The sequence below is a fragment of the Janthinobacterium sp. Mn2066 genome, assembly GCF_049319705.1.
GTDB lineage: Bacteria > Pseudomonadota > Gammaproteobacteria > Burkholderiales > Burkholderiaceae_D > Janthinobacterium.
In genome coordinates, this window is the sequence record NZ_JBMOUF010000007.1 from 94,462 (window position 1) to 121,117 (window position 26,656).

Here is a 26,656-nt window from a genome sequence, read left to right on the forward strand (position 1 = left end):
CAGGTGGTTTTTTATGCCACTGTAGCGCAAGCAGGGACGCCGTGCATGCGAAAGTGCCTTGCATAGTTGAGTTTTTCTTGGCATCGTAGCCGCCATGAAACCTATGCGCGACCAGATGTCCAAAATCTTTTCATTCAGCCGTTTTTCCATCCGCGATTTCCTCGCCACGGCTGGCCCCACCCTGCTGCTGATCGCTGCCGTGTGCGCGCTGGCGTATTGGCTGGTCGATCCGGCACCGCCGCGCCAGGTGACCTTGTCGACGGGACAGGAAAACAGCGCCTATGAGGAGTTCGGCAAGAAATATGCAGCCGCGCTGGCGAAACACGGCATCAAGGTCACGCTGAAGCCATCGCTGGGTTCGCAGGAAAACCTGCAGCGCTTGAATAGCGGCACGACGGACATCGCCTTCGTGCAAAGCGGCTCGACTGAACACGCCGAGGCGGAACGGCATGGCCTGATTTCGCTGGGCAGCCTGTTTACGGAACCCGTATGGCTGTTCATGCGCGAAGACAAGGCCGTCACGGAACTGACGCAATTGAAGGGCTTGAAGATCAACCTGGGGCCGGAAGGCACGGGCGTGCCCAGCCTGTTTCGCCAGTTGCTGTCGGTCAATGGTGTCGAAGCCAATGAACTGACCGTCAGCGCCTTGCAAAACACGCCGGCCACGGTCGAGCTGCTGGAAGGGCGTATCGATGGCCTGGTATTCAGTTCGGCGCCGGAAGCGCCGCTGATCCAGATGCTGCTGCAAACGCCGGGCATCAAGCTGTTTGATTTTTCGCAAGCCGAAGCGTACACGCGGCGCTTGCCTTTCCTGACCCATGTGGTGCTGCCGCGTGGCATCGTCGACCTGGGGCGCGACTTGCCGCCGCAGGATTATCAGTTGATTGCGCCGACGGCGACCCTGGTGGCGCGCGAAGATTTGCATCCGGCCCTGGTCGACCTGTTCGTGCAGGCGGCGGCCAGCATCCATGGCGGCACGGGCTGGTTCCAGCAGCAGGGGCAATTTCCCTCGGCCCGCTACACGGAAATTCCCGTGGCGCCGGAAGCCTTGAAATTCTACAAGGATGGCGCCCCGGTGCTGCAGCGCTACATGAGCTTTTGGCTGGCCAATTTCTTTGACCGCATGTGGGTGCTGGTGGTGGCGTTGGGCGCCTTGATCCTGCCGCTGTCCCGCGTGGTGCCGCCGCTGTATGTGTGGCGTATCCGTTCGCGCGTGTACCGCTGGTATGGCCAACTGCGCACGGTGGAGCAGGCGCTGGAAGATGTGCCGGAAAACAAGCGCGCACAAGTGTATGCGGAGCAATTGAAGCGGCTGGACCAGATCGAGGACATGGTCAACCAGATTTCGATTCCCCTGTCCTTTGCCGATGGCTTGTATGGCTTGCGCAGCCACATCAATTTCGTGCGCAAGCGTATTTTGACCTTGATGGGCGAATCGCCTGTGAGCGAGCTGGACGCCCTGGCCTGATTTTCACACCAGGGTAATCGACAGCTTGCGTCCTACCAGCGCGGCGGCCCGTTCCAGCGTGGACAGGGTCACGTCGCTGTGGGGATCGAGCAGGCGGTCGAGCTGGGAGCGGCTCGTTTGCAGCATGGCGGCCATGCGTGTCTTTGACAGCGATTGCGCTGCCATGGCCTGTGTCAGTTGCCAGGCGATCATTTCCTTGACGGCCTGGGTTTGGGTTTGCTCGAAGATGCCTTCTTCTTTCAGGAAGTCGTCGAGACTGCTGCCGATATGGGCGCTGATGCAGTTGTTCGTGGTTTCCATCACAGTTCCTTTAAACGTTGCCGGGCCAGTGCCAGATCGTCGTCTGGGGTAGTGCGGGTTTTCTTGATAAAGCCGTGTAGCGCCACCAGGCAAGCGCCATGCTGGCAAATCAGCACACGGGCAATGCGCTTGCCGGGCAGGTTGCTGCGTATTTCCAGCAAACCCTGCCCCATGTGGCGGCATAGCGGCATGCCCACGGGCCAGCGCCATTGTGCGTGCATCAAATCCTGGCCGATGACGTGGCGTTCTTCGATAGATAGCGACCTGAGCCAGTCCCACACGGGTTCGCCGCCATTGCCGTTGGCGTAAAACAGCAGGTTAATTTGCCGTAAGTTCTGCCGTAAGTCGAAAGCATCCATGGCGCACCTCTACGGTGTACTATATAAGGTACTTGCTCGCAAGGAGAATCTGCACCGCTAATGAAAAAAGCGGCCATGGATTGTTGTAAACGATGTTGGGCGGGCGTGTGGTCCGCCAGATCAAATACTGTGCAGTTAAATGTCAGCTCAGGCACCCAGCCATGGCAAGCCGGCCTTGCACCAGCCGCCCACTTGCTTGCGGTGGCCATCGGCATCCTTGTCACCCTCAAAACCTTCGAGGATGTCGTAGCAATTGGCGTAGCCGTTTTCTGTTGCCAGCTTGGCGGCGTGGCGCGAGCGCACGCCGGAGCGGCACAGGAACAGCAGTACCTCATCCTTGCCAGTCTGGCTGGCCAGCTGTGCCAGGAAGTCGGGATTGGGCACGCCACCCGGATAAGTGGCCCATTGCACTGCGGCATGCTGGGTATCGGCCAGGTCGGCCCGTCCCACCCAGTCGCGCTCGGCATTGGTGCGCACGTCGACCAGCTTGACGCTGGCGTCCAGTTGCAGCAATGCATACGCTTCCTCGGGCGTGACGGCGCCCGCGTAAGGCGTCCCTTCGTTGGCACGGCTGCGGGCAGTGTGCAGGATATCGGCGGCGGTAGTCATGGCGTCCTCGATGAAAGTGGAATGGTGTGAACGATTATAGTGCGCCGCCGATGGCATGCAACGGTGAAAAGTGTACGCACCAGAATGGCGCATAACGGAGATTTTCCAATGAAATGCACGATAATGGTGCGTTATTTGGTTTTCGCACTTGCATAGTGCATTTTCGATGTTACGCAGAGGCGACGCAAAAAAATCGCAGGAGGAACAATTCCACTGTGATTTCAGGACTTTGCTGCTGCCGGCCGGGGCCCTTCAGAAGCTGGCATGGAATCTGCTATGATCCTTGTTGAGTTTTGGTGGCACGCAATGTTTGCTTCGCTTCATCAGCCCAGACGCACTTGGTCGGCTCACCCCACATTCATTTAGGAGATACGCATGGCAATGACAGCCGCAGAAGTCTTGAAGATGGTAGAAGAAAACGAAGTCAAATTCGTTGATTTCCGCTTTGCCGACACCCGTGGTAAAGAGCAGCACGTGACGGTTCCCGTGTCGCACTTCGATATGGACAAATTCGAATCGGGCCATGCCTTCGACGGTTCCTCGATCGCTGGCTGGAAGGGTATTGAAGCATCCGACATGATTTTGCTGCCGGATCCAAACACCGCCAATATCGACCCATTCATGGAAGAAACGACGCTGTTCATGCAGTGCGACGTGATTGAGCCGTCGGATGGCAAGGGCTACGACCGCGACCCGCGCTCGATCGCGAAACGCGCCGAAGCCTACCTGAAATCGTCGGGCATGGGCGACACCGCCTACTTCGGCCCTGAGCCAGAATTCTTTATCTTCGACAACGTACGCTGGAAAATCGACATGTCGGGCTGCTTCGTCAAGATCGGTTCGGACGAAGGTTCCTGGTCGACCGGCAAGGACATCGAAGGCGGCAACAGCGGCCACCGTCCGACCGTCAAGGGCGGCTACTTCCCGGTGCCACCAGTGGACAGCTTCCAGGACATGCGTTCGGAAATGTGCCTGATCCTGGAATCGCTGGGCATTCCAGTCGAAGTGCACCACCATGAAGTCGCTGGCGCCGGCCAGAATGAAATCGGCACCAAGTTCTCGACCCTGGTCGAGCGCGCCGACTGGACGCAAAACCTGAAATACGTGGTCTGGAACGTGGCGCACAGCTATGGCAAGACCGCTACCTTCATGCCGAAACCTATCGTTGGCGACAACGGTTCGGGCATGCACGTGCATCAATCCGTATGGAAAGATGGCAAAAACCTGTTCGCTGGCGACGGCTATGCCGGCCTGTCCGATTTCGCCCTGTACTACATCGGCGGCATCATCAAGCACGCCAAGGCACTGAACGCCATCACCAACCCAGGCACCAACTCGTACAAGCGTCTGGTACCCGGCTACGAAGCCCCGGTGAAACTGGCTTACTCGGCGAAAAACCGTTCCGCTTCGATCCGTATTCCGCACGTTGCCAATCCAAAAGGCCGCCGCGTGGAAGCACGTTTCCCGGATCCACTGGCCAACCCATACCTGTGCTTCGCAGCACTGCTGATGGCCGGTCTGGATGGCGTTGCCAACAAGATCCATCCAGGCGAAGCCGCTTCGAAAGATCTGTACCATCTGCCGCCTGAGGAAGATGCACTGATCCCTACCGTCTGCGCCTCGCTGGAAGAAGCCCTTGATGCGCTGGACAAGGACCGCGAGTTCCTGACCCGTGGCGGCGTATTCAGCGATTCCATGATCGATGCTTACCTGGAACTGAAAATGCAGGACGTGCAGCGCATGCGCATGACCACGCATCCAGCCGAGTTCGACATGTACTACTCGCTGTAATGGCGCCTTGCCGGCAAGATACCGGTATTGCATAAAGAAACGCGGGTGAGGCGATGGGTCTTGCCCGCGTTTTTTTTGATCGGCGCGTCGGTGCGATGTTGTATAGTCGGCTCAGGATCGATGAACCGGGCAATAAGAGCTGACAGGAGTAAAGATTGACGAAGCAACGCAGAATGGCGTTGGCAGCAGGTTTGCTGTGCATGACCTTGCAAGCCCAGGCGCAGATTTTCATGTGCACCGATGCACAAGGCCACAAGGAATTGACGGACGTGCGGCGCAACCCTGCGTGCAAGCTGCTCGATTTGCCCGGCGCGATTACCGAACCGCCACGCAAGACAGGGCCGCTGGCCGGTTCGGCCAAGCCTGCTGCGCAAGCGGCTGGCAGCGTGGCGCCCGCGCCCGGCGCGTTTCCCCGCGTCGATGGCGCCGAACAGCGCGCGCGCGACCTGGACCGGCGCCAGATCCTGCAGGATGAATTGCGCAGTGAAGAGCAAAAACTGGCGGCGCAGCGCCAGGAATTGAATGAAGGCCAGCCCGAACGCCAGGGCAATGAGCGCAACTACGCCAGGTATCAGGAACGGGTGGCGCAGTTGAAAGACAATATCAACCGGACGCAGCAGAACGTCGAAGCGCTGAAACGCGAGATCGCCAATATCCGATGACGACAGAACCTCTCCCCAGCCGTCCCGCGCACCTGGCCGGCCTCGATTTGCTGGCGTCGGCCGTAATCGTGCTCGACGCCGATGGCCGCATCAGCTACGCCAACGCGGCGGCGGAAAACCTGCTGGAAAGCTCCTTGAAAGCGCTGTCGCGGCAAAAGCTGACGGCGCTGTTCCTCAATCCGGACGAATTGACCGGCATCTGCGCGCAGGCGCTCGAACATAAATTTTCCGACTTGCGCCAGGACCTGAACCTGGAGCGCCTGGGCCGCGAACCGTTGCGCGTGCACAGCATCATCAGCGCGCTCGACGGCCCATCCGACAATATCCTGATTGAATTGCGCGAAAACGTGCAGCAACTCAAACTCGATCGCGAGGAGCGCATCCTCGACCAGAGCCAGGTCAACAAGGAGCTGATCCGCAACCTGGCGCATGAAATCAAGAATCCGCTGGGCGGCATCCGCGGCGCGGCGCAGCTGCTGGAACTGGAATTGCCGGCGCTGCACCTGAGCGAGTTGCGTGAATACACCCAGGTCATCATCAAGGAAGCGGACCGCCTGCAAACCCTGGTCGACCGCCTGCTGGCGCCGCACCGCCGGCCGCACATCGTCGGCGACGTGAATATCCACGAAGTGTGCGAGCGCGTGCGCAGCCTGATCCTGGCCGAGTTTCCCAGCGGCCTGACCATCTTGCGCGATTACGACGCCTCGATTCCGGAGTTTCGTGGCGACAAGGAACAATTGATACAGACCGTGCTCAACATTGCCCATAACGCGGCGCAAGCCTTGTCCGAACGCATCGACGCGGGCGATGCGGAGCTGATTTTCAAGACCCGGGTGGCGCGCCAGGTGACCTTGGCCAAGGTCCGCTACAACCTGGCATTAGACTTGCATATCATTGACAATGGACCGGGCATCGCGCCCCAGATCCGTGACCGCATTTTCTACCCGCTGGTGTCGGGACGGGAAGGCGGCAGCGGCCTGGGGCTGACTTTGGCGCAAACCTTCGTGCAACAGCACCTGGGCGTGATCGAGTGCGAAAGCCGGCCTGGATACACCGATTTCAGGATCGTTTTACCTTTGCCATAAGCGAGGGAGTATCCCACCCATGAAATCCATTGCGGGACGCACACACTAATGAAGCCAATCTGGATAGTCGACGACGACGAATCAATCCGCTGGGTACTGGAAAAAGCCCTGGCGCGGGAAAACCTCGCCACCAAGAGTTTTGCCAATGCGCGCGACGCCATCACGGCGCTGGAGTTTGACACGCCGCAAGTGCTGGTGTCCGATATCCGCATGCCGGGCGCGTCCGGGCTGGAATTGTTACAGACGGTCAAGGCACGCTTTCCGGGCTTGCCGGTGATCATCATCACGGCCTTTTCCGACCTCGATTCGGCCGTCGCGGCCTTCCAGGGCGGCGCGTTTGAATACCTGGCCAAGCCTTTTGACATCGACAAGGCGGTGGAACTGATACGCCGCGCGCTCGATGAAAGCCTGCGCGAGACCAGCGTCGAGTCCAGTCCGTCGGAAACGCCGGAAATCCTGGGCCAGGCGCCCGCCATGCAGGAAGTGTTTCGCGCCATCGGCCGCTTGTCGCAATCGAATGTGACGGTGCTGATCACGGGCGAATCGGGTTCCGGCAAGGAATTGGTGGCGCGCGCGCTGCACAAGCACAGTCCCCGCGCCGCACAACCGTTTATTGCCCTCAACACGGCGGCGATTCCGAAGGATTTGCTGGAATCGGAACTGTTCGGCCACGAACGGGGCGCTTTTACGGGCGCGCAAACCACCCGCCGGGGCCGCTTCGAACAGGCTGAAAACGGCACTTTGTTTTTGGATGAAATCGGCGACATGCCGTTTGACTTGCAGACGCGGCTGTTGCGCGTGCTGTCCGATGGGCATTTTTACCGCGTGGGCGGACATCAGCCCATGAAGGCCAATGTGCGCGTGATTACGGCCACCCATCAAAACCTGGAACAGCGCGTGCGTGACGGCCTGTTCCGCGAAGACTTGTATCACCGCCTCAACGTGATCCGTCTGCGCCTGCCCAGTTTGAGGGAGCGGCGCGAAGATATCCCCATTTTGGTGCGTCATTTCCTGGTGCAGAGCGCGCGCCAGCTGGGCGTGGAAGCGAAGCGCATGAGCGAGTCCACCATGCAATTTCTCAGCGGTCTGGATTTGCCGGGCAATGTGCGCCAGCTGGAAAACCTGTGCAACTGGATCACCGTGATGGCGCCGGGCCAGACGGTGGAAATCAAGGACTTGCCGCTGGAATTGACGCAAGGCAAGGGCGACGGTGCGGCGCCGGCCATCACGGGCGAGCCGGCCACAGCGCCTGGGCCGGGACACACCCAGGGCGGCCAGGTGTTCGATGCCGCGACGCCGGCCAACGGCGCGCCGCCCGGCTGGATCGGTTTGCTGGAATTGCAGGCGGCCGGCATGCTGGGGGCAGGGCAGCAGGAAGTCATGGCCGTGCTGGGGCGCCAGTTCGAATCGGCGCTGATCAAGACGGCGCTCAAGCATACGCATGGACGCAAGAACGACGCCGCCGTGCGCCTGGGCATCGGCCGCAACACCATCACCCGCAAGATCTCGGAACTGGGCATCGACGGCGCCAAGGACGATTGATGCCGTATGCGGACGGGGCGCCCGCGCCGTCCGTTTCTCTGCCGATGGCACGCTACAAGGCACAACAATTTCCCACGATAAGGTAAGCTGGCGCTTGCCGGACTGTTTCGTCCGGCGTGCCCTTACTCATGAATTGTGAAACTGTATGCTGATTAACTGTGTAGCCTACCAGGATGGCAAAAAACTGGCGGATTTGCCGATTGCGGACATCAGCGATTACGTGGAACGGCCCGACTGCTTCGTCTGGGTCGCCCTGCGCGACGCCACGCCCGATGAACTGGGCGAGATGCGCCACGAATTCAACCTGCACGAACTGGCCGTGGAAGATGCGCAGCGGGGCCACCAGCGTCCCAAGATCGAGGAATATGGCGATTCGCTGTTTGCGGTGGTCAAAACCGTGGAAATGGTCGATGACGAACTGGTGCTGGGCGAAGTCGATATTTTTGTCGGCGCCAATTACGTGCTGTCCGTGCGCAGCAATAGCTCGCAAGGTTTCCTGGGCGTCCGCGCGCGCGCCGAGCGCGAACCGCATTTGTTGCGCCAGGGCTCGGCTTTTGTACTGTATGCGTTGATGGACGCCGTCGTCGACCGTTATTTTCCCGTGCTCGACGCGCTCGAATCGGAACTGGAATTGATCGAAGACCGCATCTTCGACCGTGGCAGCGAGCGCGACAATATCGAGCGGCTGTATCAATTGAAGCGCAAGGTGATGGTCTTGCGCCATGTGGTGTCGCCCCTGATGGAAGCGGTGGGCAAGTTGCATGGCGGCCGGGTGCCGCCGCTGTGCCACGATACCCAGGAGTATTTCCGTGATGTCCACGACCACCTGGCCCGCATCAATGGCACGCTCGACACCATCCGCGACACCATCAGCACGGCGATCCAGGTCAATTTGTCGATGGTGGCCATCGATGAAAGCGAAGTCAACAAGCAATTGGCAGCCTGGGCGGCTATTTTTGCCGTATTTACCGCCTTTGCCGGCGTCTGGGGCATGAACTTCAAGGTGATGCCGGAACTGGACTGGAAATATGGTTATCCGGTGGCGGTAGCCGTCATGTCCTGCGTTTGTGGTTATATGTACACCAAGTTCAAACGTGCTGGCTGGCTATAAAAATTTCACATGAATCTGTATTATTAAGCAATATCCGGGGGTACAATCGCGGCAGGCTCGCTATCGTGGGCCATTGATGAGGATCGCCGCGCCGGCAGTGTTGCTTGCGCTCGCCATGTTGCGCAGGAGCATTCATGAGTATTCCGCTATTCGATGTGAATTCGCAAGAGCCCCTGTTCGACCCCGAACAGCGGCGCACCTTGGCGGAAGCGGCCCTGCGTTCCATCACGGCATCGACGGCGCGTGCGCGTGGTGATGATTTCCTGCACATACTCGTCAGGGAACTGGCCGAGGCGCTCGATGTGCACTATGTGCTCGCCGGACGCCTGGTGCGGCTGGACGATGGCAGCGATGGCGTGCGCACCCTGGCCCTGTGGGGCGGCGGCGCGTACCAGCCGAATCTGGAATACAGCTTGCGGCACACGCCTTGCGAGGATGTGACCCAGCAGAGCATGTGTTTTCACGGCAGCGATATCCAGCTGCGTTTTCCCCTCGATACGATGCTGGTCGACATGCGCGCGCAAAGTTATGTCGGCATGCCGCTGGTCGATACCGACGGCAAGATACTGGGCATCCTTTCGGCCATCGATACGCGCCCCATCGATGAAAACAAGCGTTTGCTGGCGCTGTTGCTGCTGTCGATCTTTTCGGCGCGCGGCGCGGCGGAACTGCAGCACCAGGAGCAGACCCGGCAACTGGAAGACATCGTACGCCAGCGGACGGAGTCCTTGCTGGCGGCGCAGGCCAACCTGATCGAGCAGGAACAGATGGCCGCGCTCGGCTCCCTGGTGGCTGGCGTATCGCATGAAGTCAATACGCCGGTCGGGGTGGCGCTGACGGCGGCCTCGAGCATGGGCAGCTATGCCGACCAGATGGTGCAGCTGCTGGGGGGCGCCAAGGTCAGCCGCGCCGAACTGATCGATCTTGCCGAAGCCCTCAAGGGCGCGGCTGCATTGGTCGAGCGCAACCTGGCGCGGGCCGCCGAACTGATCGGCAACTTCAAGCAGCTGGCGGTGGACCAGGTCAGCGAATACGTGGCCGACCTGGCGCTGCATGAATATGTGCACGGCCTGGTATCGGCGCATAGTCCGGAACTGCGCAAGGCGGCCTTGCGCGTGCAGCTCGAGATCGCCCCTGATTGCCGCGTGCGCCTGGCGGCCGGCAAGCTGTCGCAAATCCTGTCGAACCTGCTGATGAACAGCGCCCGCCACGCTTATCCGCATGGCGGGCCGGGACAGATCACGATACGCGCGCAAATCGAGGTGGAAGAAAGTGATGCCCGGCAATGGCTGTCGCTGGAATTCGCCGACGACGGCATCGGCCTGGCGCCTGCCGTGCGCGAGCACATGTTCGAACCCTTCTTCACCACCAAGCGGGGCCAGGGCGGCTCCGGCCTGGGCATGCATATCGTTTACACGATCGTGCAGCAGCTGGGCGGCCAGATACGCGCCACCGACGGCGCACCTGGTTGTCATATTCACATCAGGCTGCCGCTATCCTGAAGCCCGTGAGGTGCGGCTGGCGCCGTATTCCGGCTTCTGCAGACAATCACTGCCTCGCCCCAAAAACGGCGCTTCACTGGCACGTATCGTCGGGCCAGTCATATCCGAGCATCGTCCTATCTTAAGCCATCAAGGCATTATTTTCTGTACATCCACAGACTTATTTGCAAAAAATACCCAGCTGTTGTTTCTATGTATGATTTGGCAATTCAATTATTGACACTCAATATGTCATCATGTTTTGATGAAATTTCTCGGGCGATGACTGAGTATTGGTATGCAGCGTTTTGACCGCAAGGCCAAGCGTGACAACGATGCCCCTGGCGATCCGGCATAACTCTACATGGTCCGATAAAGGTATTTACATGTGACATGTTTTGACCATCATCCATCAGATGACGGTTTTCTTAATTTGCTTTATTCCCAAGGATAGAACAATGTTGACAGAAACCGTATTATCGCGCTCCTTACGCCTGATGTTTTCAGGCGTAGCCTTGGGCCTGCTGGCCCAACCCGTCCTGGCGCAAGAAGCCACACCAGCCGCTCCTGCTGTCCAGCGTGTGGAAATCACCGGATCGAACATTCGCCGTGCGGAGGCTGAAGGTGTTTCTCCGGTTCAAACTCTGAGCCGTGCCGACATTGAAAAAGCCGGCAAGTCGACAGTGGCGGAGTTACTGCAGACACTGGCGGTTGATAACCAGGGTTCGGTACCTACCAGTTTCGGCAATGGCTTTGCGGCCGGTGCATCGGGTATTTCCCTGCGGGGCTTGGGTACCGCTTCGACGCTGGTGCTGCTCAACGGCCGGCGCATCGCGCCTTATGGCCTGGCCGATGATGGTCAAAAAGTCTTCTCTGACTTGAATATCATTCCGGCCGATGCCGTGGAACGTGTCGAGATTTTGAAAGATGGCGCGTCAGCCATCTATGGTTCCGATGCGATTGCCGGCGTGGTCAATATTATTCTGCGCAGCGACTTCCAGGGAACCACCTTGAAAGCCACGTATGGACAAAGCGGCTACCAGGATGGACAGGATGTGCGCGTCGCTTGGACGCATGGTTTCGGCGATATCGTCAATGATAAGTACAACGTGATCCTGAGCGCCGAATACGGCAAAAAAAATGCCGTCTGGAACCGTGACCGCTCTGATCGTGGCTATATCGGTGCGTCCGACTTGCGTAATTATGGCTTTGATGCGCAGCAGGCGCTCGGCGGTACCGGCGCCATTACCGGCAATAACGCGGCTGGCAGTGCGATCAATGGCAACGTGCGCAACCCGACTACCCTGGATTACTACAACCGCGGTAATTTGAATGGGGTGGGCTTTACGCGTACCTTCCCGGGCGCGGCTTGCTCCAACTTTACCAACCATCCGCAGGGCGACCCCGGTGGCGGCTGCCTGATCGATGCTCCGCAACTGTATAGCCAGATGCAGCCGAGCCAGGAAACCGGCAATATTTTCCTGCGTGGCACCTTCCAGCTGAACTCGGATGTGCAGGCCTATACGGAAGCGAACTACTTCACCAGCCATTCCTCGTCCTCCACAACGCCATCGGGCATCAGTGGCAGCGTCGGCTATCCTGGCGGCCCGGTCAGCAATGCCGCCGTGGCCCTCGGCGCCAGCCATCCTGACAATCCATATTTTGGTACCGCGGCGCGTTTCCGTTACCTGGCGGCCGATGTTGGCCCGCGCGTGAGCAATATCGATTCGACGTTTACCCGTTTCGTTGCCGGTTTGAAAGGCTCGGCAGCCGGATGGGATTTCGATACGGCATTGCTTTATTCGGAAAACAAGGTCTCCAATGATCGCTCCGGCTATCTGCAACGCAACGTCATGTTTGCATTGCTCAACCCGACGGCGGCCAACGTGGCGGCGGCCCAAAGCAACCCGGCGTATGCAGCGTTGCCGGCAGGTAGTTACTGGCGGATCGGCGAAAATGCCGGCTTGAATTCAGCCGCGCTGTACGCAGCTTTGGCGCCGAAGATTTCCAATGATGCGACCACTAAAATGTCGCAGATCGACTTCAAGGCGTCGCGCGAATTGACACAGTTGCCGGGTGGGGCACTGGGCATCGCCGTGGGCGCGGAATACCGTCACGAATCGACGGAACTGCAGCCGACCGCCGGTACGGATACGGGCAATATTGTCGGCCTCGGCTATTCGGCGTATCAAGGTAGCCGCAACGTGACGGCGGCCTATACGGAGCTGTTGGCGCCGGTCTGGAAAGGCGTCGAACTGTCGGGCGCGTTACGGGCTGACCATTTTTCCGATGTCGGTAATGCTTACACGCCCAAGATCGGCCTGAAGTGGACCCCGGTCAAGGAGTTTGCCCTGCGTGGCTCGTTTGCCAAAGGCTTCCGTGCACCAAGCGCGGCGGAAAATGGCAAGGGTGGCCTGGCCGCATTCTCGTCTGCCAGCGATCCCCTGCGTTGCAGCCTGGGCGTCACCAGTGCCTGCTCGGCGGCCTCGATCGCCATCATTACCTCACCGAATCCGAACTTGTCGCCTGAAAGGTCGAAGAGCTCGAACATCGGTTTTGTCTGGGATCCATTGCCTAGGACCAATCTGACTGTTGATTTCTGGCAAATCAAACGCACCAATGAAATCAACCAGGAGCAAACGGATGCGGCGATTGCCGCTGGTCATGTGGCACGCGATCCATCGACTGCGCAGGCCGGCATTCCTGGTGATCCAGGCGCCATCACGGCGGTACTGGCCAACTACGTGAACTCGGCCCAAACCAAGGTGCGCGGTGTCGATGTGGACTTCCGCCAGGGTTTTGATCTGGGCGCCGGTTATGGCAAGCTGACTTTTGATGCCAAATGGACGCATCTGTTCACCTTCACACGGACCGAGCAAGACGGTACCTCGCGTGACTTTGCCGGTACCCACGGCAACTGCGACGTGAGTAACTGCATGGGCACGCCGGACAATCGGGTCAATCTGGGCTTGACCTGGGAGCTCGATAAATTCCGTGCGACAGCCAATGCCAACTATCGCGGCGCCTTGAAAGACACACTGTTCAAGAACGATCCGGACGGTTGTGCCTTCCACTACGCCAATGGCAACGATGCACCTGCAGGCTGCGAACTGGCGTCGTTCACGAGTATCGACCTGAACGTGCGCTACAAGTTCAACAGCAAGCTGGAGCTGTATGCAACGGTGCAAAACCTGTTTGACAAACGTGCCCCGCTTGATCCGCTGACCTATGGCGCAGTGTCGTACAATCCGCTGGACTACGCTGGCGCCGTTGGCCGCTACTTCACGGGAGGCCTGAAGTACACCTTCTAAAATGCACGATGGCGCCGTTCTGCGGCGCCATGCGAGGGATGTGATGCTGGCCGGACCTGTTACAGGGTCCGGCCTTTTTGCTTTTTCTAGCCGCGCGCAGCGATCGACAGCGCCACCGCTTCGGCCACCTTGATGCCATCGACGGCGGCCGACAGAATGCCGCCCGCGTAGCCGGCGCCTTCGCCTGCCGGGAACAGGCCGCGCGTGTTCAGGCTTTGCAGGGTATCGTCATGGCGCTTGATGCGGATCGGCGACGAGGTGCGCGTTTCCACGCCCGTCAGTACGGCGTCGGCCTTGTAGTACCCCTTGATCTGCTTGTTGAAGGCCGGGAAGGCTTCGCGCAAGGCCGTGATCGCGTACTCGGGCAGCGAAGGCGCCAGGTCCGTCAGGTGCACGGCCGGCTTGTACGAAGGCACCACGCCGCCAAATTCGGTCGAGGCGCGGCCAGCGACAAAATCGCCGACGAGTTGCCCTGGTGCATCGTAGTTGCCGCCACCCAAGGCAAACGCGCGTTCTTCCAGTTCGCGCTGCAGGGCGATGCCGGCCAGCGGACCGCCCGGGTAATCGGCTGGCGTGATGCCGACCACGATGGCGCTGTTGGCATTGCGTTCATTGCGCGAATACTGGCTCATGCCGTTGGTTACCAGGCGGCCTGGTTCCGACGCCGCCGCTACCACGGTGCCGCCCGGACACATGCAGAAGCTGTACACGGAACGGCCATTGCTGGCGTGGTGCACCAGCTTGTAGTCGGCCGCGCCCAGGATCGGGTGGCCGGCGCTGGGGCCGAAACGGCAGCTGTCGATCAGCGATTGCGGGTGTTCCACTCGGAAACCGATCGAGAAGGGTTTCGCCTCGATGTACACGCCGCGCTGGTGCAGCATTTCGAAGGTGTCGCGCGCGCTATGGCCGATCGCCAGCACCACGTGGTTGCTGGCGATGGTTTCGCCGCTGGCCAGCACCACGCCGCGTACCTGGCCGCCATCGCCGCCGGGCTCGATATGGATATCGACCACTTTGCTCTCAAAACGGTATTCGCCGCCCAGTTGTTCGATATTGGCGCGCATCTCTTCCACCATCTTGACCAGGCGGAAGGTGCCGATGTGCGGCTTGCTCACATACATGATTTCTTCTGGCGCGCCAGCCTTGACGAATTCCGTCAGGACTTTGCGCCCATAGTGTTTCGGGTCCTTGATCTGACTGTACAGCTTGCCGTCCGAGAAGGTGCCCGCGCCACCCTCACCGAACTGCACGTTCGACTCAGGGTTCAGTTCGCGCTTGCGCCAGAAGCCGAAGGTGTCGACCGTGCGTTCGCGCACTTGCTTGCCGCGTTCCAGGATGATGGGGCGCAAGCCCATCTGGGCCAGGATCAGCGCCACGAACAGGCCGCACGGCCCCGTGCCGATGACGATGGGACGCGGCTGACTGCTGTGGCCTGCCAATTGTTCACCGCCGGCAACGAATTTGTAATCGGTATCGGGGGCAGGCATCAGATGGATATCGTGCTGCAGGCGCGCCAGCACGGCCGCTTCATTCTTGACTTCAACGTGCAGCGAGTAAATCAACACCACGGCGCTGCGCTTGCGTGCGTCATAACTACGTTTGAAGACCGTGTAGCCGAGCAGATCGCCAGCGGCAATGCCGAGGCGCGCAAGGATGGCAGCGGGCAGGGCCGCATCGTCGTGTTCGAGGGGGAGTTTTACTTCGTTGAGTCGCAACATGGTGTGTCTTTGTAAAGATATTGGGCTCCGTATCTAGCGGAGAGTCTGTGAAGCGCATTGCGCGCATCAGGGCGCTATTTTACCTGCAAGGCGTCGTCGTCCGGACAAGCCCGGAGCAGATATTCCATGCAACGCCCGGCACGCGCCTGCATGTGCGTTTTTTGGCCTGCTGCAATATGTCAATATGTAACAAATCATGTCCTTATGTTGAATTGCGATGATGTCAAAATAGCCATAAAAATGCTTTCATTTGGATAGTCACCTTGATCATTGCTGAAAATTCGGTGCATGGGCGGTATCGCTGCTGCTCTGAGCGGTCCGGAAACGCCGGGGACTACCGCTCTTGTTCCCTGTAAAACGCGTGTATGCCGCATTATTTAACATTTCCAGAGTGAAGGAATCCCGCAGCCAAGCTCGCAGGACACATAATATGATGGCACTTCAAGTACATTTTTTAGCTATTCATATGCGTATTTTGTGTATTTAAAAACATCATTTTCGAACAGTTTTATATTAAAAAACAACAAAAAAAGTATATTTTTAAATATTTTCCGCAATCTACTCCATATTGATAATTGTCAATTGACAATATTTTTTCCGTTACAGATACTTACATTTATCAGGATTCCTGATACACAAAAAGGTGCCACGTGAGCCGCTGTGATCCAGTCGCTTGGTGTTCATTAAAAAATTACAAGTTGAGATTGCTATAACATGATGCTAAGTAAACCAAAATTAAGCCCTATCAGTAAGGCGGTGTTTTTTGCTTTAAGCGCCATTGCTGCCTCCGCCCAAGCACAAAATACGACGAAGGCTGAAGAGCCGGTTGTTCACCGTGTTGAAGTAACGGGTTCGAACATCAAACGTGTCGACAGCGAAACTGCCTCGCCTGTCACCGTGCTCCGCCGTGACGAAATCAAGGCAACGGGCGCCAATACCGTGCGTCAGATTCTCGATACCCTGACCTCGTTTGACACGGGCACCTTGCGCGATGACGGTTCGTCGAACAGCTTTGCACGCGGTGCTTCGGGCGCCTCCATGCGTGGCCTGGGCAAGGGCGCCACGCTGGTGCTGGTGAATGGCCGACGCGTATCGAACTATGCGTTTGCCGATGGCGGTAAAGATACTTTCGTTAACGTCGACTCGATTCCCGCCGATGCGATTGAACGTGTGGAAGTGCTGAAAGATGGGGCATCGGCCGTCTATGGTTCCGATGCCATGGCAGGTGTGATCAACATCATCACCCGCACCAGCTACCAGGGCGTCAGTGTCAGCGCGAACTACCAGCAAGGCCTGGAGCCGGCGATCGGCAAACAGCAGACCGCGAGCTTGCTGGCCGGTTATGGCGATCTGGAAAAAGACCGTTATAACGTCTTCGTCAACGTGGAAGGCTACAAACGCCTGGGCTATAAACTGGCTGACGTGATCGACAAGTATCCAGCCTGGCACAAACAAGTCGTCAGTACGGCTTTCGGCGATCCTAGCCTGACTTCCTACCCCGGTAACTTGAACCAGGCTGCCGGCGGCGGCAACCCTGCCGTGCGCCAGGCGGTCAAAGGCTGCCCGGTGATTAATGCCACCGGCCTGTGCACCAGCGATCTGAATGGCATCAATCCATGGTCCGACGGCGCCGAACGCGTCAATCTGTACAGTGCCTTGCATTTCATTCTCAATGAAAAGACCCGCGGCTTTGCCGAAGTGATGTACTCGCAAACCCGTACCAACTATCATCCGCTGCCATTCGGCATGGCTGCTGGTTCGCCATGGAACTGGTTTGATGGTAATAAAAAGCAATCGCAAAGCGTACAGAAGCCTAGACTGCCCGCCAACTCGCCCTACAATCCCTACAATTTCCCGGTAGGCCTGGACTATCGTTTCATGGATAGCAACCTGGATTGGTCTTCACCGTCGAAGGCGTCGCAATACCGCGTCATGGCGGGCCTGGTCGGCGACATTGGCGCCTATGAGTGGGAAGCCACGGTCGGCCGTACCGGTGGTGACGGCACTTCGCGCAACCATGGCGCGCACCGTGACCGCATGCCGGCAGCGATCGTCAGCGGCGAGTACAAGCTGGGCGGCAGCAATAGCGATGCCTTGTTGGCCAGCATGTTCCCGGAGATCGGCACGGATGCGAATCTGTCGACCAACTTCATCGAAGCCAAGTTGCGCGGCGAGCTGTTGCAGCTGCCAGCGGGTCCGTTGAGCTTTGCTGTCGGCACCGAGTTGCGTCAGGAAAAGATGTACATCAAGTCGCTCGATAATGTGATGAAGGCTGAAATCATCGGCCAGGGTTCCCTGTGGATCGAAGGCCAGCGTAATCTGAGTGCCGCTTACCTGGAACTGGATGCACCGGTGACGAAAGATCTGTTGCTAAACGGCGCATTGCGGCTGGATAAAGCGCCTGGCTTTGCCGCACACGTCTCGCCTAAACTGGGTGCAACGTGGAAAGTCGTACCGAAGTTGATGTTGCGCGGTACGGTAGCCGGCGGTTTCCGTGCACCCAATATCCCGGAAACCCTGGGGAAAGTGGGCTTGACCGGCTTCTTCAACAATTCGCTGGATCCAAAGCGTTGCGATACGGCTACTGCCATTCGCGATATCTTGAAAAAAGGCAATGCCAGCGATGTCGCCGATTCCACCACGGCTTACAACTCCGGTTGCCTGACGTCGATCCCGGCCATGATTTCGTCGAACGCAGACCTGAAGCCAGAAACCTCGCGCAGCATTACGCTGGGCTTCGTGGCCGAACCGGTCAAGAACTTCAGCATTGCCGTCGATTACTTCAAGATCGAACGCAAGGACGAGATCGCCTACCGCGACGTGCCATACGTCCTGGCACGTGAAGACAAGCCTGGCTACTCGGACAAACTGGTGCGTAATGACATCAGCGACACCGACCGCCGCCTGGCCGCACGCGCCAATCAACTGTCGCCAGGCGCGAACATCAGCTGGGGCGCCGGTACCATCCAGTCCCTGTTGCTGAACTATGAAAACTTCGGCAAGACCGATTCGCAAGGTGTGGATATCGATTTGACCGGCCGCGTTTCGGCGGGCGAATACGGCAGCGTGACCCTGGGCCTGGCGACTACTGTTGCGCTGAAGTTGCGCGCCTGGGATATCGACGAGAACGCATACCGTCCAAACACGGTTGGTAACCTGGGTGTGCCACGCGTGGTATCGGTACTGAGCGCCGCATGGCGTTATGGTGCGCTCACCAGCGGTGTGCGCTTGAACTACCGCTCGAGCCAATCGCTGAACAACGATGAAACCGACCAAGCGCGCTGGGGTGAAGAAGGTTGCCGCAAAGCATTGAAGGGTGCGGATCTGCCATGCTACGTGGCCAGCGACCTGCGTACCGACTTGAACTTCTCGTACTCGGGCATCAAAAACCTGCGCGTGTTCTCGAACATCAACAACGTGTTTGGTCGCGAGCGTCCAATCAACGTGCGCGACGGTTACTCGCTGCGTCCACGCACCCTGAAGGTAGGCGCCGAGTACACCTTCTAATTAGTCATGCGCAACGGCGCCGGTACGGGCCGTTTGCTGACCTGGCGCAGTGCGGGTGACCGCACTGCGTTTTTTTATTCTGACATCCCACCCCACAGCGCGCCCAAGGTGGCCAGCGCCGTCAGGCCCGCCGTTTCCGTGCGCAGGATGCGCGGTCCCATCGACAAGCCGATGGCGCCGGCGGCCAGCGCGGCTTTTTCTTCCGCGTCCGAAAAACCGCCTTCCGGTCCCACCATCAGGGTGATGGCTTGTGGCGGCTGGTGACGCGCCCAGTCGGCCAGCGACTGCTCCGCGCGCGGCGTCAGGATGATGCGCTTATGTAAATCCTGCTGGCTGCTCCAGCTATTGAAATCCTGCAGCGGCGCCAGCTGGGCCAGGCGGTTGCGGCCGCTTTGTTCCGAGGCCGAGACGATGATGCCTTGCCAATGAGCAAGTTTCTTTTCTGCCCGCTCGGCGGACAGGCGCACCACGCAGCGCTGCGCCGCCAGCGGCACGATGCCGGCCGCGCCCAGTTCGATGGCTTTTTCGATGATCCAGTCCATTTTCGAGGCTTCCGGCAAGGCTTGCGCCAGGGTCACGGCGTAGGGCAGTTCCGCTTCGCGCGCCACATGGACCTGCACTTCGGCCGTCACGCTGCGCTTGGCCACCGTGACCAGGCTGGCCTGCACTTCACCGCCTTCGCCATTGAACAGGGTAATGATGTCACCGGGAACCAGGCGCACCACTTGTATATGGTGGGCGACGGCTTCGGGCAGGGCGACGGTGGTGCCGGCGACGAGCGGCTGGGGGCAGAAAAAACGCGGCATGCAAATCCTCGACAGCGGTAAAGTGGGATAAAAGACGTGAAAGTATAGCCAGTTGGCGGGCCAGTACGCCGCAATTCTAATTTGCAGCCCCCCAGTCTGGTAAAATAGTTGACTACAGAAAGCAGCCGGCTTCCTTGTCTGCGCTGCTGCAAACGAATTCCAAACTCGCGACTGACCCACATCATCATGACAACTACGCTCCCGACTACCAAAATGGCCAATGCGATCCGCGCACTGGCAATGGACGCTGTACAAAAGGCCAATTCCGGCCATCCTGGCATGCCGATGGGCATGGCCGAGATCGCAGTTGCCCTGTGGAGTGGTCATTATCGCCACAATCCCGCCAATCCAAAATGGCAGAACCGCGACCGCTTCCTGTTGTCGAACGGTCATGGTTCGATGCTGCACTATGCGCTGCTGCACCTGACCGGCTACGACCTGTCGATGGACGACATCAAGGCTTTCCGCCAGATGCATTCGAAAACCCCGGGCCACCCGGAAGTCGATATCACGCCAGGCGTGGAAACGACCACCGGCCCGCTGGGCCAAGGTATCGCCAACGCCGTCGGCATGGCGCTGTCGGAACAATTGCTGGCCGCTGAATTCAACCGGCCTGGCCACGACATCGTCGACCACTACACCTATGCTTTCCTGGGCGACGGTTGCCTGATGGAAGGTATTTCGCACGAAGTGTGCGCACTGGCCGGCACCCTGGGCTTGAACAAGCTGATCGCCCTGTATGATGACAACGGCATTTCCATCGACGGTAAAGTTGAAGGCTGGTTCACCGACGACACCCCGGCCCGTTTCGAAGCCTACGGCTGGAACGTGATCCGCGCCGTCGATGGCCATGACGTTGCTGCCATCTCGGCCGCCATTGCCGCTGCGAAAACCGCATCGAAGCCAACCCTGATCTGCTGCAAGACCATCATCGGCAAGGGTTCGCCAAACCTGCAAGGCGGCGACAAGGTGCACGGCGCCGCGCTGGGCGACAAGGAAATCGCTGCCGTACGCGAATACATCGGCTGGGACGCCGCCCCATTTGAAATCCCGGCCGACGTGTATGGCGCCTGGGATGCCAAGGAGCAAGGCGCGCTGCTGGAAAAAGACTGGAACGACCGTTTTGCCGCCTACAGCCGCGAATTCCCGCAGCAAGCTGCTGAACTGAACCGCCGCATGAAGGGCGAGCTGCCGGAAGCCTTTGAAGCGGCACTGAGCGCCGCCATCGCTTCCTGCGTGGAAAAGAAAGAAAACATCGCGACCCGCAAGGCCAGCCAGAACGCCATCCAGGCGCTGGCGTCGTCCTTGCCGGAATTCCTGGGCGGCTCGGCCGATTTGACCGGGTCGAACCTGACCAACTGGAAAGAGTGCGTGGCCGTGCGTTCGGGCCAGCCTGGCAACCATATCAACTACGGCGTGCGCGAATTCGGCATGAGCGCCATCATGAACGGCATCACCTTGCACGGCGGTTACATCCCGTTCGGCGCCACCTTCCTGACGTTCTCGGACTACAGCCGCAATGCCCTGCGCATGGCCGCCCTGATGAAACTGCGTTCGATCTTCGTGTTCACCCACGATTCGATCGGCCTGGGCGAAGACGGCCCGACCCACCAATCGGTCGAGCACGTTTCGTCGATGCGTTTGATTCCTAACCTGGACAACTGGCGTCCATGCGACACCGTCGAGTCGGCTGCTGCCTGGGGCGCCGCCGTGCGCCGCAAGGATGGCCCGTCGACCCTGATCTTCTCGCGCCAGAACCTGCCATATCAAGAACGCAGCGCCGAACAGATCAACAACATCTACCGCGGCGGCTATGTGCTGAACGACGTGGCTGACGCCAAGGCGATCCTGATCGCCACCGGTTCCGAAGTGGAACTGGCAGTGGCCGCCGCCAGCGCGCTGGCCGCCGAAGGCATCGCCGTGCGCGTGGTGTCGATGCCGTCGACCGACGTGTATGACCGCCAGGATGCCGGCTACAAGGCCAGCGTCCTGACCAAAGGCGTGCCACGCGTGGCCATCGAAGCGGGCGTGACCAGCTTCTGGTACAAATACGTGGGCCTGGAAGGCGCCGTGGTCGGTATCGATACGTTTGGCGAATCGGCCCCGGCTGGCGTGCTGTTCAAGCATTTCGGCTTCACGGTCGACAACGTCGTGGCCAAGGTCAAGACTGTTATCGCTGGTTAATTGCTTAGTTGCAAGTTCCTGCCGCCAGCGTCTCGCAGATGGGCGCGGCGGCACGCATTTTTTGAATGTGTTCAGTTTTTTTCTATCAGGAGCAGAGTATGACGATCAAAGTTGCAATCAACGGCTACGGCCGCATCGGCCGTAATGTCTTGCGCGCTTTCTACGAAGGCGGCAAGAAACAGGATATCCAGATCGTTGCCATCAACGACCTGGGCGACGCCAAGTCGAACGCCCACCTGACCCGCTACGACACTGCCCACGGCAAGTTCCCGGGCACCGTCACGGTCGAAGGCGACAACATGATCGTGAATGGCGATCCGATCCGCGTGTTTGCACAACGCAACCCTGCTGAAATTCCATGGGGCGAGCTGGGTGTGGACGTGGTGCTGGAGTGCACCGGTTTCTTCACCACCAAGGAAAAAGCCTCGGCCCACCTGAAAGGCGGCGCTAAAAAGGTCATCATTTCCGCACCAGGCGGCAAGGATGTGGACGCGACCGTCGTGTTCGGCGTGAACCACTCGGTACTGAAAGCAACCGACACGGTGATTTCGAACGCTTCGTGCACCACCAACTGCCTGGCGCCGCTGGTCAAGCCGTTGAACGACGCGATCGGTATCGAAACCGGCCTGATGACCACCGTGCACGCCTACACCAACGACCAGGTGTTGTCCGACGTGATGCATGAAGACCTGCGCCGCGCCCGTTCGGCCACCATGAGCATGATCCCGACCAAGACCGGCGCCGCCGCTGCGGTTGGCCTGGTGCTGCCTGAACTGAACGGCAAACTGGACGGTTTCGCCATCCGCGTGCCGACCATCAACGTGTCGCTGGTCGACCTGTCCTTCATCGCCAAGCGCGACACCACCGTGGAAGAAGTCAATGCCCTGATGAAGTCCGCGTCGGAAGGCGCCCTGGAAGGCATCCTGACGTACCAGACCGAGCCGCTGGTATCGATCGACTTCAACCACAATCCAGCTTCGTCGAACTTCGATTCGACCCTGACCAAAGTGTCGGGCCGCCTGGTCAAGGTATCGTCATGGTACGACAATGAGTGGGGTTTCTCGAACCGTATGCTCGACACCACCGTAGCGCTAATGAATGCCAAGTAATTCTTGATCTTTCAAGAAAAAACGCCCGGGATACCCGGGCGTTTTTTTTCGCTATGACATTTATTCTTTGGGTTCGCACTGATTACGCCACTGTTCGCACCATGTCTCCATGCCCTGATAGCACATATTGAGAATGTAATCGCAGTTTGTCGACGGATCCCACGACTGCACGGCTGCGCTGCTCGAGACCGAGGCGGCAAGGCTGACAGCGGCAGTGAAGGCAAACAGGGCTTTTTTAATGGAAATCATTTTTTCGCTTTCAAAATTGGACAACGATAGATAGGGTGCCACATCAAAAGGCCGTCCATCCAGGCCTGCTGGGCCCGCCGGACGCAGAAAAATATTAGCATTAAAATCAGACTGTTATTGCCTTAAAGAAAAATATTTTTGATAAGCAACTGCGCTCTCCTGGCATGATTCGCCTGGCAGCGCAGCATGAAAAAACCCTCCCGGCTTGCACCGGGAGGGTTTTTTTTCGGACTGCTGCGAGAACCGATGTGATTAACGGAACTTGTATTCCGCAGTCAGGCGCACGGCACGGCCGCTGACGTCGGCAGTGTCTTGCGGAATCACGCCGCCGGCATCGCTGAAGGCGCGCAGATCCACCGGTGGGCGACGGTTGGTCACGTTGCGGATGAACATCGACAAGGTCAAGTCCTTGATGCCGGTGTAGTTGACGTTGTAGTCCAGGCGCTCGTAAGCCTTGACCTGGCAATCATCGGCCGACCATTTCAACGCCTTGCAACCCGCCTGGGTGTAATCGGTGTCGTAGTAGTCGGTGTTGAGCGAAGTCCTGCTTTGGTAGTTCAGGCGCAGGCTATTGCTGAAGTTGCCGGTCTGAATCGAGGCGCCAATGTTGGCCGACATTCTCGAGTAGCCATAGCGGCCTGCCAGGTTGTCGCCGAAGGCGTTCAGCTTGCTGCTGAAGTTTTTCAGGTCCAACAGATAGGTTGCGTTGGCAGTCAGGTCGACGCGGCCGAAGCGGGTAGGAATACGGCTATTGCCGCTCAAGTCCAGGCCACTGGTCTTGGTGCGCGACACGTTCAGGAATTCGCCCGAGATCGATGACAGCGGGCCGGCGGTCACGCCATACTTGGCTTGTTCCGCGGCGGTAAAGGTCTTGTCGGCCGACAGCGGCAGGCGGTTGATGATGCCAGCCGGTTGATCCGCTTCCGAGGCCAGCAGGTCAGCCGTCGATTTCAGGCCAATTTCATCCTTGCGCTGGATATTCCAGTAATCGAGCGAAATGCTGGTGCCCTTGACCGGTTCGATCACGAAACCCACCGTGCCGCTATGCGTGGTTTCCGGCTTCAGGTTCGGATTGTTGCGCACGATGCTGGCAACGCCTCCAGCGCACTCATTGCTGTGGACAGAATCGGCGCGTGCCAGCAGCAGTGCCTTGTTCGGATCGCTGGCTGGCAGGGCATTGGCCTGGGCGGTCAGGTCGCTGGCCAATGCTTCGGCCTGGTGACAACGCTTGGGATCATTGGTGCTGTTGTTGAAGGCGAACTTGGTCGATGGCGCACTTTCGGTCAGGTTGGGGGCGCGGAAACCCGATTCCAGCGTGCCACGGAACAGCAGGAAAGGCGTGGCTTCCCAACGTGCGGACAATTTCGGCGAAGCATGGGTTTGGAAGCCAGGGAATTTATCGACGCGCGCCGCACCGACCACTTCCAGGGTGGAGGTGAGTGGCAGGTTGACTTCGGTAAACGCCGCTTCCGTGGTACGGCTGGCATTGGCCGACGATGCGCCATAACCAACGATATCACCGGCCAGCAGATTGTCCGTCGGCGTGATCTGGAACTTCTCGTGGCGTACTTCCATGCCCACCGCCAGGCCGATGGCGCGGTCGCCGATCTTGCCCAATTCCCCGCTCAGTTTGGCGTCGGCGAAATACTGAGTGATCTTGCCGTCATAGCCTTGCGCCGGGAACAGGGTGTTGAGCACATCGGCCGAATTCTTCTGGCCGATCTTGTAACCATGGTTGAAGAAGTTCGGGTCCAGTACGCTGCCCGTATTCGGATCGATCTTGGTGTAGTCGCCCACTTCCTTGATGAAGCCGCTATCGCTCAGGGCGCCGTAAGTGCGGTCCTTGGTTTTGCTGCCCATCACGCCGACGGCGCTTTCCCAGTCAAAGGTGCTCCACTGGCCTTTCAGTCCCGTCAGTACGCGGTACTGGTCGCTGCTCGTTTCGCGGTAAGCGGGGGCATCTGCCCAGCGGTAGCGCAGCTCGATATCCTGGCCACTGTGGTTGAGCGGGTTGGTGCTCGGCAGGTATTGGTAAGTGAAGTCCTTGCCCTGGCCAGTGCTTGGGTTACCCCAGATCGTGTCTGGATTGGCTGAACCGTAGGTGCCAAACGCATTGGTGTAGGTAGTTTTGGTGTGCGAAAACAGCACTTCGGAGAAGCTTTCGGTGCCGCCGCCCAGGTTCAGTTTGCCCGAAATCAAGGCATTCACGCGGTCCGCCTGTGGCACGGCTTCAAAGCGCGAGAAACGGTCATACACGCACAAGCCGGCGGCGTTGAGCGTGGTGCAGCCTGGCACGGCGCCCTGGCCGATCAGGTTGCCAGGATAGGAAAAGGTCGATGGCGCGCCGCGGTTGCCGAACATCTGGCCGCTACCGGGTGCCACCGCAGAGAATTTGGTGCCATAGGTCGGGTTGATGTGGTCGACGACATCGCGCCACATTACTTCGCCGCGCTTGAATACTTCCAGGTTGGCCAGCACATTGTATTTGTCCGTGCTGAAGTCGCCCGTGCCGGCGGTGATGCTGGCCGTCTTGGTATTGAACTGTTCATGGGCAACCGACTGGTCGTAGCCCGCGCGTACCTGCACGCCCTGGTAATCGGAGCGCGTGATGATGTTGATCACACCGGCCACGGCGTCCGAGCCATAGATGGCCGAACCACCGTTGCGCAGCACCTCGATGCGTTCGATGGCGTCCAGCGGCAGCGAGTCCAGGTTGGTGAAGACTTCATTGTAGTCGGCCAGCGCATACGGCGCGACGCGGCGCGAGTTGAGCAAGACCAGGGTCGATTGCTTGCCCAGGTTGCGCAGCGAAACAGCCGAGGCGCCGCCGGCGAAGGAGTTCGAGCCGCCGGTATCGGACAGGCTGCCGGTGGAGGCGGTCAATGTTTCCAGTGCTTCCTTGACCGAGTTCACGCCCAGGCGGACGATGTCTTCATGTTTCAGTATCTGTACCGGCGTTGCGGTTTCCGTGTCGATACGTTTCAGGTTGGAGCCCGTCACGAGGACTTTTTCAATCGGCTTGTCGTCTGAGCCCGAGTCCTGTGCCAGTACCACGTGTGATGTTGCAAGCGTCAGCGCGACAGCGATAACACCCTGTTTCAGTCCGATTTTTTTCACTCAAACTCCCATTTTTACTTTAGTTATGTATAGGTTTTTGTGCGTCACAGATCATGTGACTGCCGTTTTATTATATTTAGCGGTCGGACACTATTTCTAATAGTCAATTACAGAAACAACACTCCATGTGTAACTGACTGTGTCGTTTATTACATTTTGGAAGGAGTGTAAGGATGCGGGCGAGGTAGCTGGACGCGTGAGAGCCGGGGGTTTATCAATGGCAGATGCTGATTTTTACCGGCGGGAT

General features: G+C 58.8%; 18 protein-coding genes. 11 read left to right on the forward strand and 7 right to left on the reverse strand.

What is annotated here, in order from left to right; genetic code table 11:
• Positions 1-115: 115 nt before the first annotated feature.
• Positions 116-1,468 (forward strand): TAXI family TRAP transporter solute-binding subunit, encoded by a 1,353-nt coding sequence (locus ACL9RI_RS14995; RefSeq protein WP_422727322.1) that lies wholly within the window; start codon positions 116-118, stop codon positions 1,466-1,468.
• A 3-nt stretch (positions 1,469-1,471) separates the two neighbouring features.
• On the opposite strand, the gene ACL9RI_RS15000 is transcribed toward ACL9RI_RS14995, so the two are convergent.
• The 3 genes from ACL9RI_RS15000 to ACL9RI_RS15010 all read right to left on the reverse strand — a co-directional run bounded on the left by ACL9RI_RS15000 (position 1,472) and on the right by ACL9RI_RS15010 (position 2,736).
• Positions 1,472-1,768 (reverse strand): Fis family transcriptional regulator, encoded by a 297-nt coding sequence (locus ACL9RI_RS15000; RefSeq protein WP_422727323.1) that lies wholly within the window; start codon positions 1,766-1,768, stop codon positions 1,472-1,474.
• Positions 1,768-2,127: a type II toxin-antitoxin system RelE/ParE family toxin gene (locus ACL9RI_RS15005; protein WP_422727324.1), complete on the reverse strand. Its 360-nt coding sequence runs from the start codon at positions 2,125-2,127 to the stop codon at positions 1,768-1,770. The genes ACL9RI_RS15000 and ACL9RI_RS15005 overlap by 1 nt, the downstream gene beginning before the upstream one ends.
• A gap of 147 nt (positions 2,128-2,274) precedes the next feature.
• Entirely contained in the window at positions 2,275-2,736 is a 462-nt protein-coding gene (locus ACL9RI_RS15010) for a rhodanese-like domain-containing protein (RefSeq protein ID WP_422727325.1), read from the reverse strand.
• Between the two features lie 375 nt (positions 2,737-3,111).
• Here ACL9RI_RS15010 and glnA point away from each other — a divergent pair, with 375 nt between their 5' ends.
• The 7 genes from glnA (at position 3,112) to ACL9RI_RS15045 (ending at position 13,719) form a co-directional block, all read left to right on the forward strand.
• Positions 3,112-4,527, forward strand: coding sequence for a type I glutamate--ammonia ligase (gene glnA, locus ACL9RI_RS15015; protein ID WP_092715945.1), 1,416 nt, complete (start codon positions 3,112-3,114; stop codon positions 4,525-4,527).
• A gap of 173 nt (positions 4,528-4,700) precedes the next feature.
• Positions 4,701-5,189: a DUF4124 domain-containing protein gene (locus ACL9RI_RS15020; RefSeq protein WP_422727326.1), complete on the forward strand. Its 489-nt coding sequence runs from the start codon at positions 4,701-4,703 to the stop codon at positions 5,187-5,189.
• Positions 5,186-6,274 carry a nitrogen regulation protein NR(II) gene (gene glnL / locus ACL9RI_RS15025; protein ID WP_422727327.1) on the forward strand — a complete coding sequence of 363 codons (1,089 nt, stop codon included), beginning with the start codon at positions 5,186-5,188 and terminating at the stop codon, positions 6,272-6,274. The genes ACL9RI_RS15020 and glnL overlap by 4 nt, the downstream gene beginning before the upstream one ends.
• A gap of 48 nt (positions 6,275-6,322) precedes the next feature.
• The gene (gene ntrC / locus ACL9RI_RS15030) at positions 6,323-7,816 is read left to right on the forward strand and encodes a nitrogen regulation protein NR(I) (protein WP_422727328.1); all 1,494 of its coding nucleotides are present in this window, start codon (positions 6,323-6,325) and stop codon (positions 7,814-7,816) included.
• Positions 7,817-7,961: 145 nt separating this feature from the next.
• Positions 7,962-8,927, forward strand: a complete 966-nt coding sequence (gene corA, locus ACL9RI_RS15035) for a magnesium/cobalt transporter CorA (protein WP_183680921.1) — start codon at positions 7,962-7,964, stop codon at positions 8,925-8,927.
• Positions 8,928-9,061: 134 nt separating this feature from the next.
• Positions 9,062-10,429, forward strand: a complete 1,368-nt coding sequence (locus tag ACL9RI_RS15040; protein WP_422727329.1) for an ATP-binding protein — start codon at positions 9,062-9,064, stop codon at positions 10,427-10,429.
• 437 nt (positions 10,430-10,866) lie between these two features.
• The gene (locus ACL9RI_RS15045; RefSeq protein ID WP_422727330.1) at positions 10,867-13,719 is read left to right on the forward strand and encodes a TonB-dependent receptor; all 2,853 of its coding nucleotides are present in this window, start codon (positions 10,867-10,869) and stop codon (positions 13,717-13,719) included.
• Positions 13,720-13,805: 86 nt separating this feature from the next.
• Here the strand turns inward: ACL9RI_RS15045 and ACL9RI_RS15050 are convergent, their stop codons facing one another.
• Positions 13,806-15,437: an NAD(P)/FAD-dependent oxidoreductase gene (locus ACL9RI_RS15050; protein ID WP_422727331.1), complete on the reverse strand. Its 1,632-nt coding sequence runs from the start codon at positions 15,435-15,437 to the stop codon at positions 13,806-13,808.
• A gap of 717 nt (positions 15,438-16,154) precedes the next feature.
• On the opposite strand from ACL9RI_RS15050, the gene ACL9RI_RS15055 reads away from it, so the two are divergent.
• A complete protein-coding gene (locus ACL9RI_RS15055; protein WP_422727558.1) occupies positions 16,155-18,944 on the forward strand; it encodes a TonB-dependent receptor plug domain-containing protein in 2,790 nt (929 codons plus the stop codon).
• Positions 18,945-19,018: 74 nt separating this feature from the next.
• Here ACL9RI_RS15055 and ACL9RI_RS15060 read toward each other — a convergent pair whose 3' ends face one another.
• Complete coding sequence (locus tag ACL9RI_RS15060; RefSeq protein WP_422727332.1) at positions 19,019-19,750, reverse strand: 16S rRNA (uracil(1498)-N(3))-methyltransferase; 732 nt, start codon at positions 19,748-19,750, stop codon at positions 19,019-19,021.
• A 186-nt stretch (positions 19,751-19,936) separates the two neighbouring features.
• On the opposite strand from ACL9RI_RS15060, the gene tkt reads away from it, so the two are divergent.
• A complete protein-coding gene (gene tkt / locus ACL9RI_RS15065) occupies positions 19,937-21,934 on the forward strand; it encodes a transketolase (RefSeq protein ID WP_422727333.1) in 1,998 nt (665 codons plus the stop codon).
• A 98-nt stretch (positions 21,935-22,032) separates the two neighbouring features.
• Positions 22,033-23,043 carry a type I glyceraldehyde-3-phosphate dehydrogenase gene (gene gap / locus ACL9RI_RS15070; RefSeq protein WP_422727334.1) on the forward strand — a complete coding sequence of 337 codons (1,011 nt, stop codon included), beginning with the start codon at positions 22,033-22,035 and terminating at the stop codon, positions 23,041-23,043.
• A 60-nt stretch (positions 23,044-23,103) separates the two neighbouring features.
• On the opposite strand, the gene ACL9RI_RS15075 is transcribed toward gap, so the two are convergent.
• Positions 23,104-23,292, reverse strand: coding sequence for a hypothetical protein (locus tag ACL9RI_RS15075; protein WP_422727335.1), 189 nt, complete (start codon positions 23,290-23,292; stop codon positions 23,104-23,106).
• 252 nt (positions 23,293-23,544) lie between these two features.
• Entirely contained in the window at positions 23,545-26,409 is a 2,865-nt protein-coding gene (locus tag ACL9RI_RS15080; protein WP_422727336.1) for a TonB-dependent receptor domain-containing protein, read from the reverse strand.
• Positions 26,410-26,656: the final 247 nt, after the last annotated feature.

Coding starts and splice junctions, on each gene's coding strand:
- glnL (WP_422727327.1), top strand. CDS start 5,186: ATGACGACAGAACCTCTCCCCAGCCGTCCCGCGCACCTGGCCGGCCTC.
- corA (WP_183680921.1), top strand. CDS start 7,962: ATGCTGATTAACTGTGTAGCCTACCAGGATGGCAAAAAACTGGCGGAT.
- gap (WP_422727334.1), top strand. CDS start 22,033: ATGACGATCAAAGTTGCAATCAACGGCTACGGCCGCATCGGCCGTAAT.
- ACL9RI_RS15050 (WP_422727331.1), bottom strand. CDS start 15,437: ATGTTGCGACTCAACGAAGTAAAACTCCCCCTCGAACACGACGATGCG.
- ACL9RI_RS15010 (WP_422727325.1), bottom strand. CDS start 2,736: ATGACTACCGCCGCCGATATCCTGCACACTGCCCGCAGCCGTGCCAAC.
- ACL9RI_RS15055 (WP_422727558.1), top strand. CDS start 16,155: ATGCTAAGTAAACCAAAATTAAGCCCTATCAGTAAGGCGGTGTTTTTT.
- ACL9RI_RS15000 (WP_422727323.1), bottom strand. CDS start 1,768: ATGGAAACCACGAACAACTGCATCAGCGCCCATATCGGCAGCAGTCTC.
- ACL9RI_RS15040 (WP_422727329.1), top strand. CDS start 9,062: ATGAGTATTCCGCTATTCGATGTGAATTCGCAAGAGCCCCTGTTCGAC.
- ACL9RI_RS15020 (WP_422727326.1), top strand. CDS start 4,701: ATGGCGTTGGCAGCAGGTTTGCTGTGCATGACCTTGCAAGCCCAGGCG.
- ACL9RI_RS15075 (WP_422727335.1), bottom strand. CDS start 23,292: ATGATTTCCATTAAAAAAGCCCTGTTTGCCTTCACTGCCGCTGTCAGC.
- ACL9RI_RS15005 (WP_422727324.1), bottom strand. CDS start 2,127: ATGGATGCTTTCGACTTACGGCAGAACTTACGGCAAATTAACCTGCTG.
- ACL9RI_RS15060 (WP_422727332.1), bottom strand. CDS start 19,750: ATGCCGCGTTTTTTCTGCCCCCAGCCGCTCGTCGCCGGCACCACCGTC.
- ntrC (WP_422727328.1), top strand. CDS start 6,323: ATGAAGCCAATCTGGATAGTCGACGACGACGAATCAATCCGCTGGGTA.
- ACL9RI_RS15045 (WP_422727330.1), top strand. CDS start 10,867: ATGTTGACAGAAACCGTATTATCGCGCTCCTTACGCCTGATGTTTTCA.
- ACL9RI_RS14995 (WP_422727322.1), top strand. CDS start 116: ATGTCCAAAATCTTTTCATTCAGCCGTTTTTCCATCCGCGATTTCCTC.
- tkt (WP_422727333.1), top strand. CDS start 19,937: ATGACAACTACGCTCCCGACTACCAAAATGGCCAATGCGATCCGCGCA.
- glnA (WP_092715945.1), top strand. CDS start 3,112: ATGGCAATGACAGCCGCAGAAGTCTTGAAGATGGTAGAAGAAAACGAA.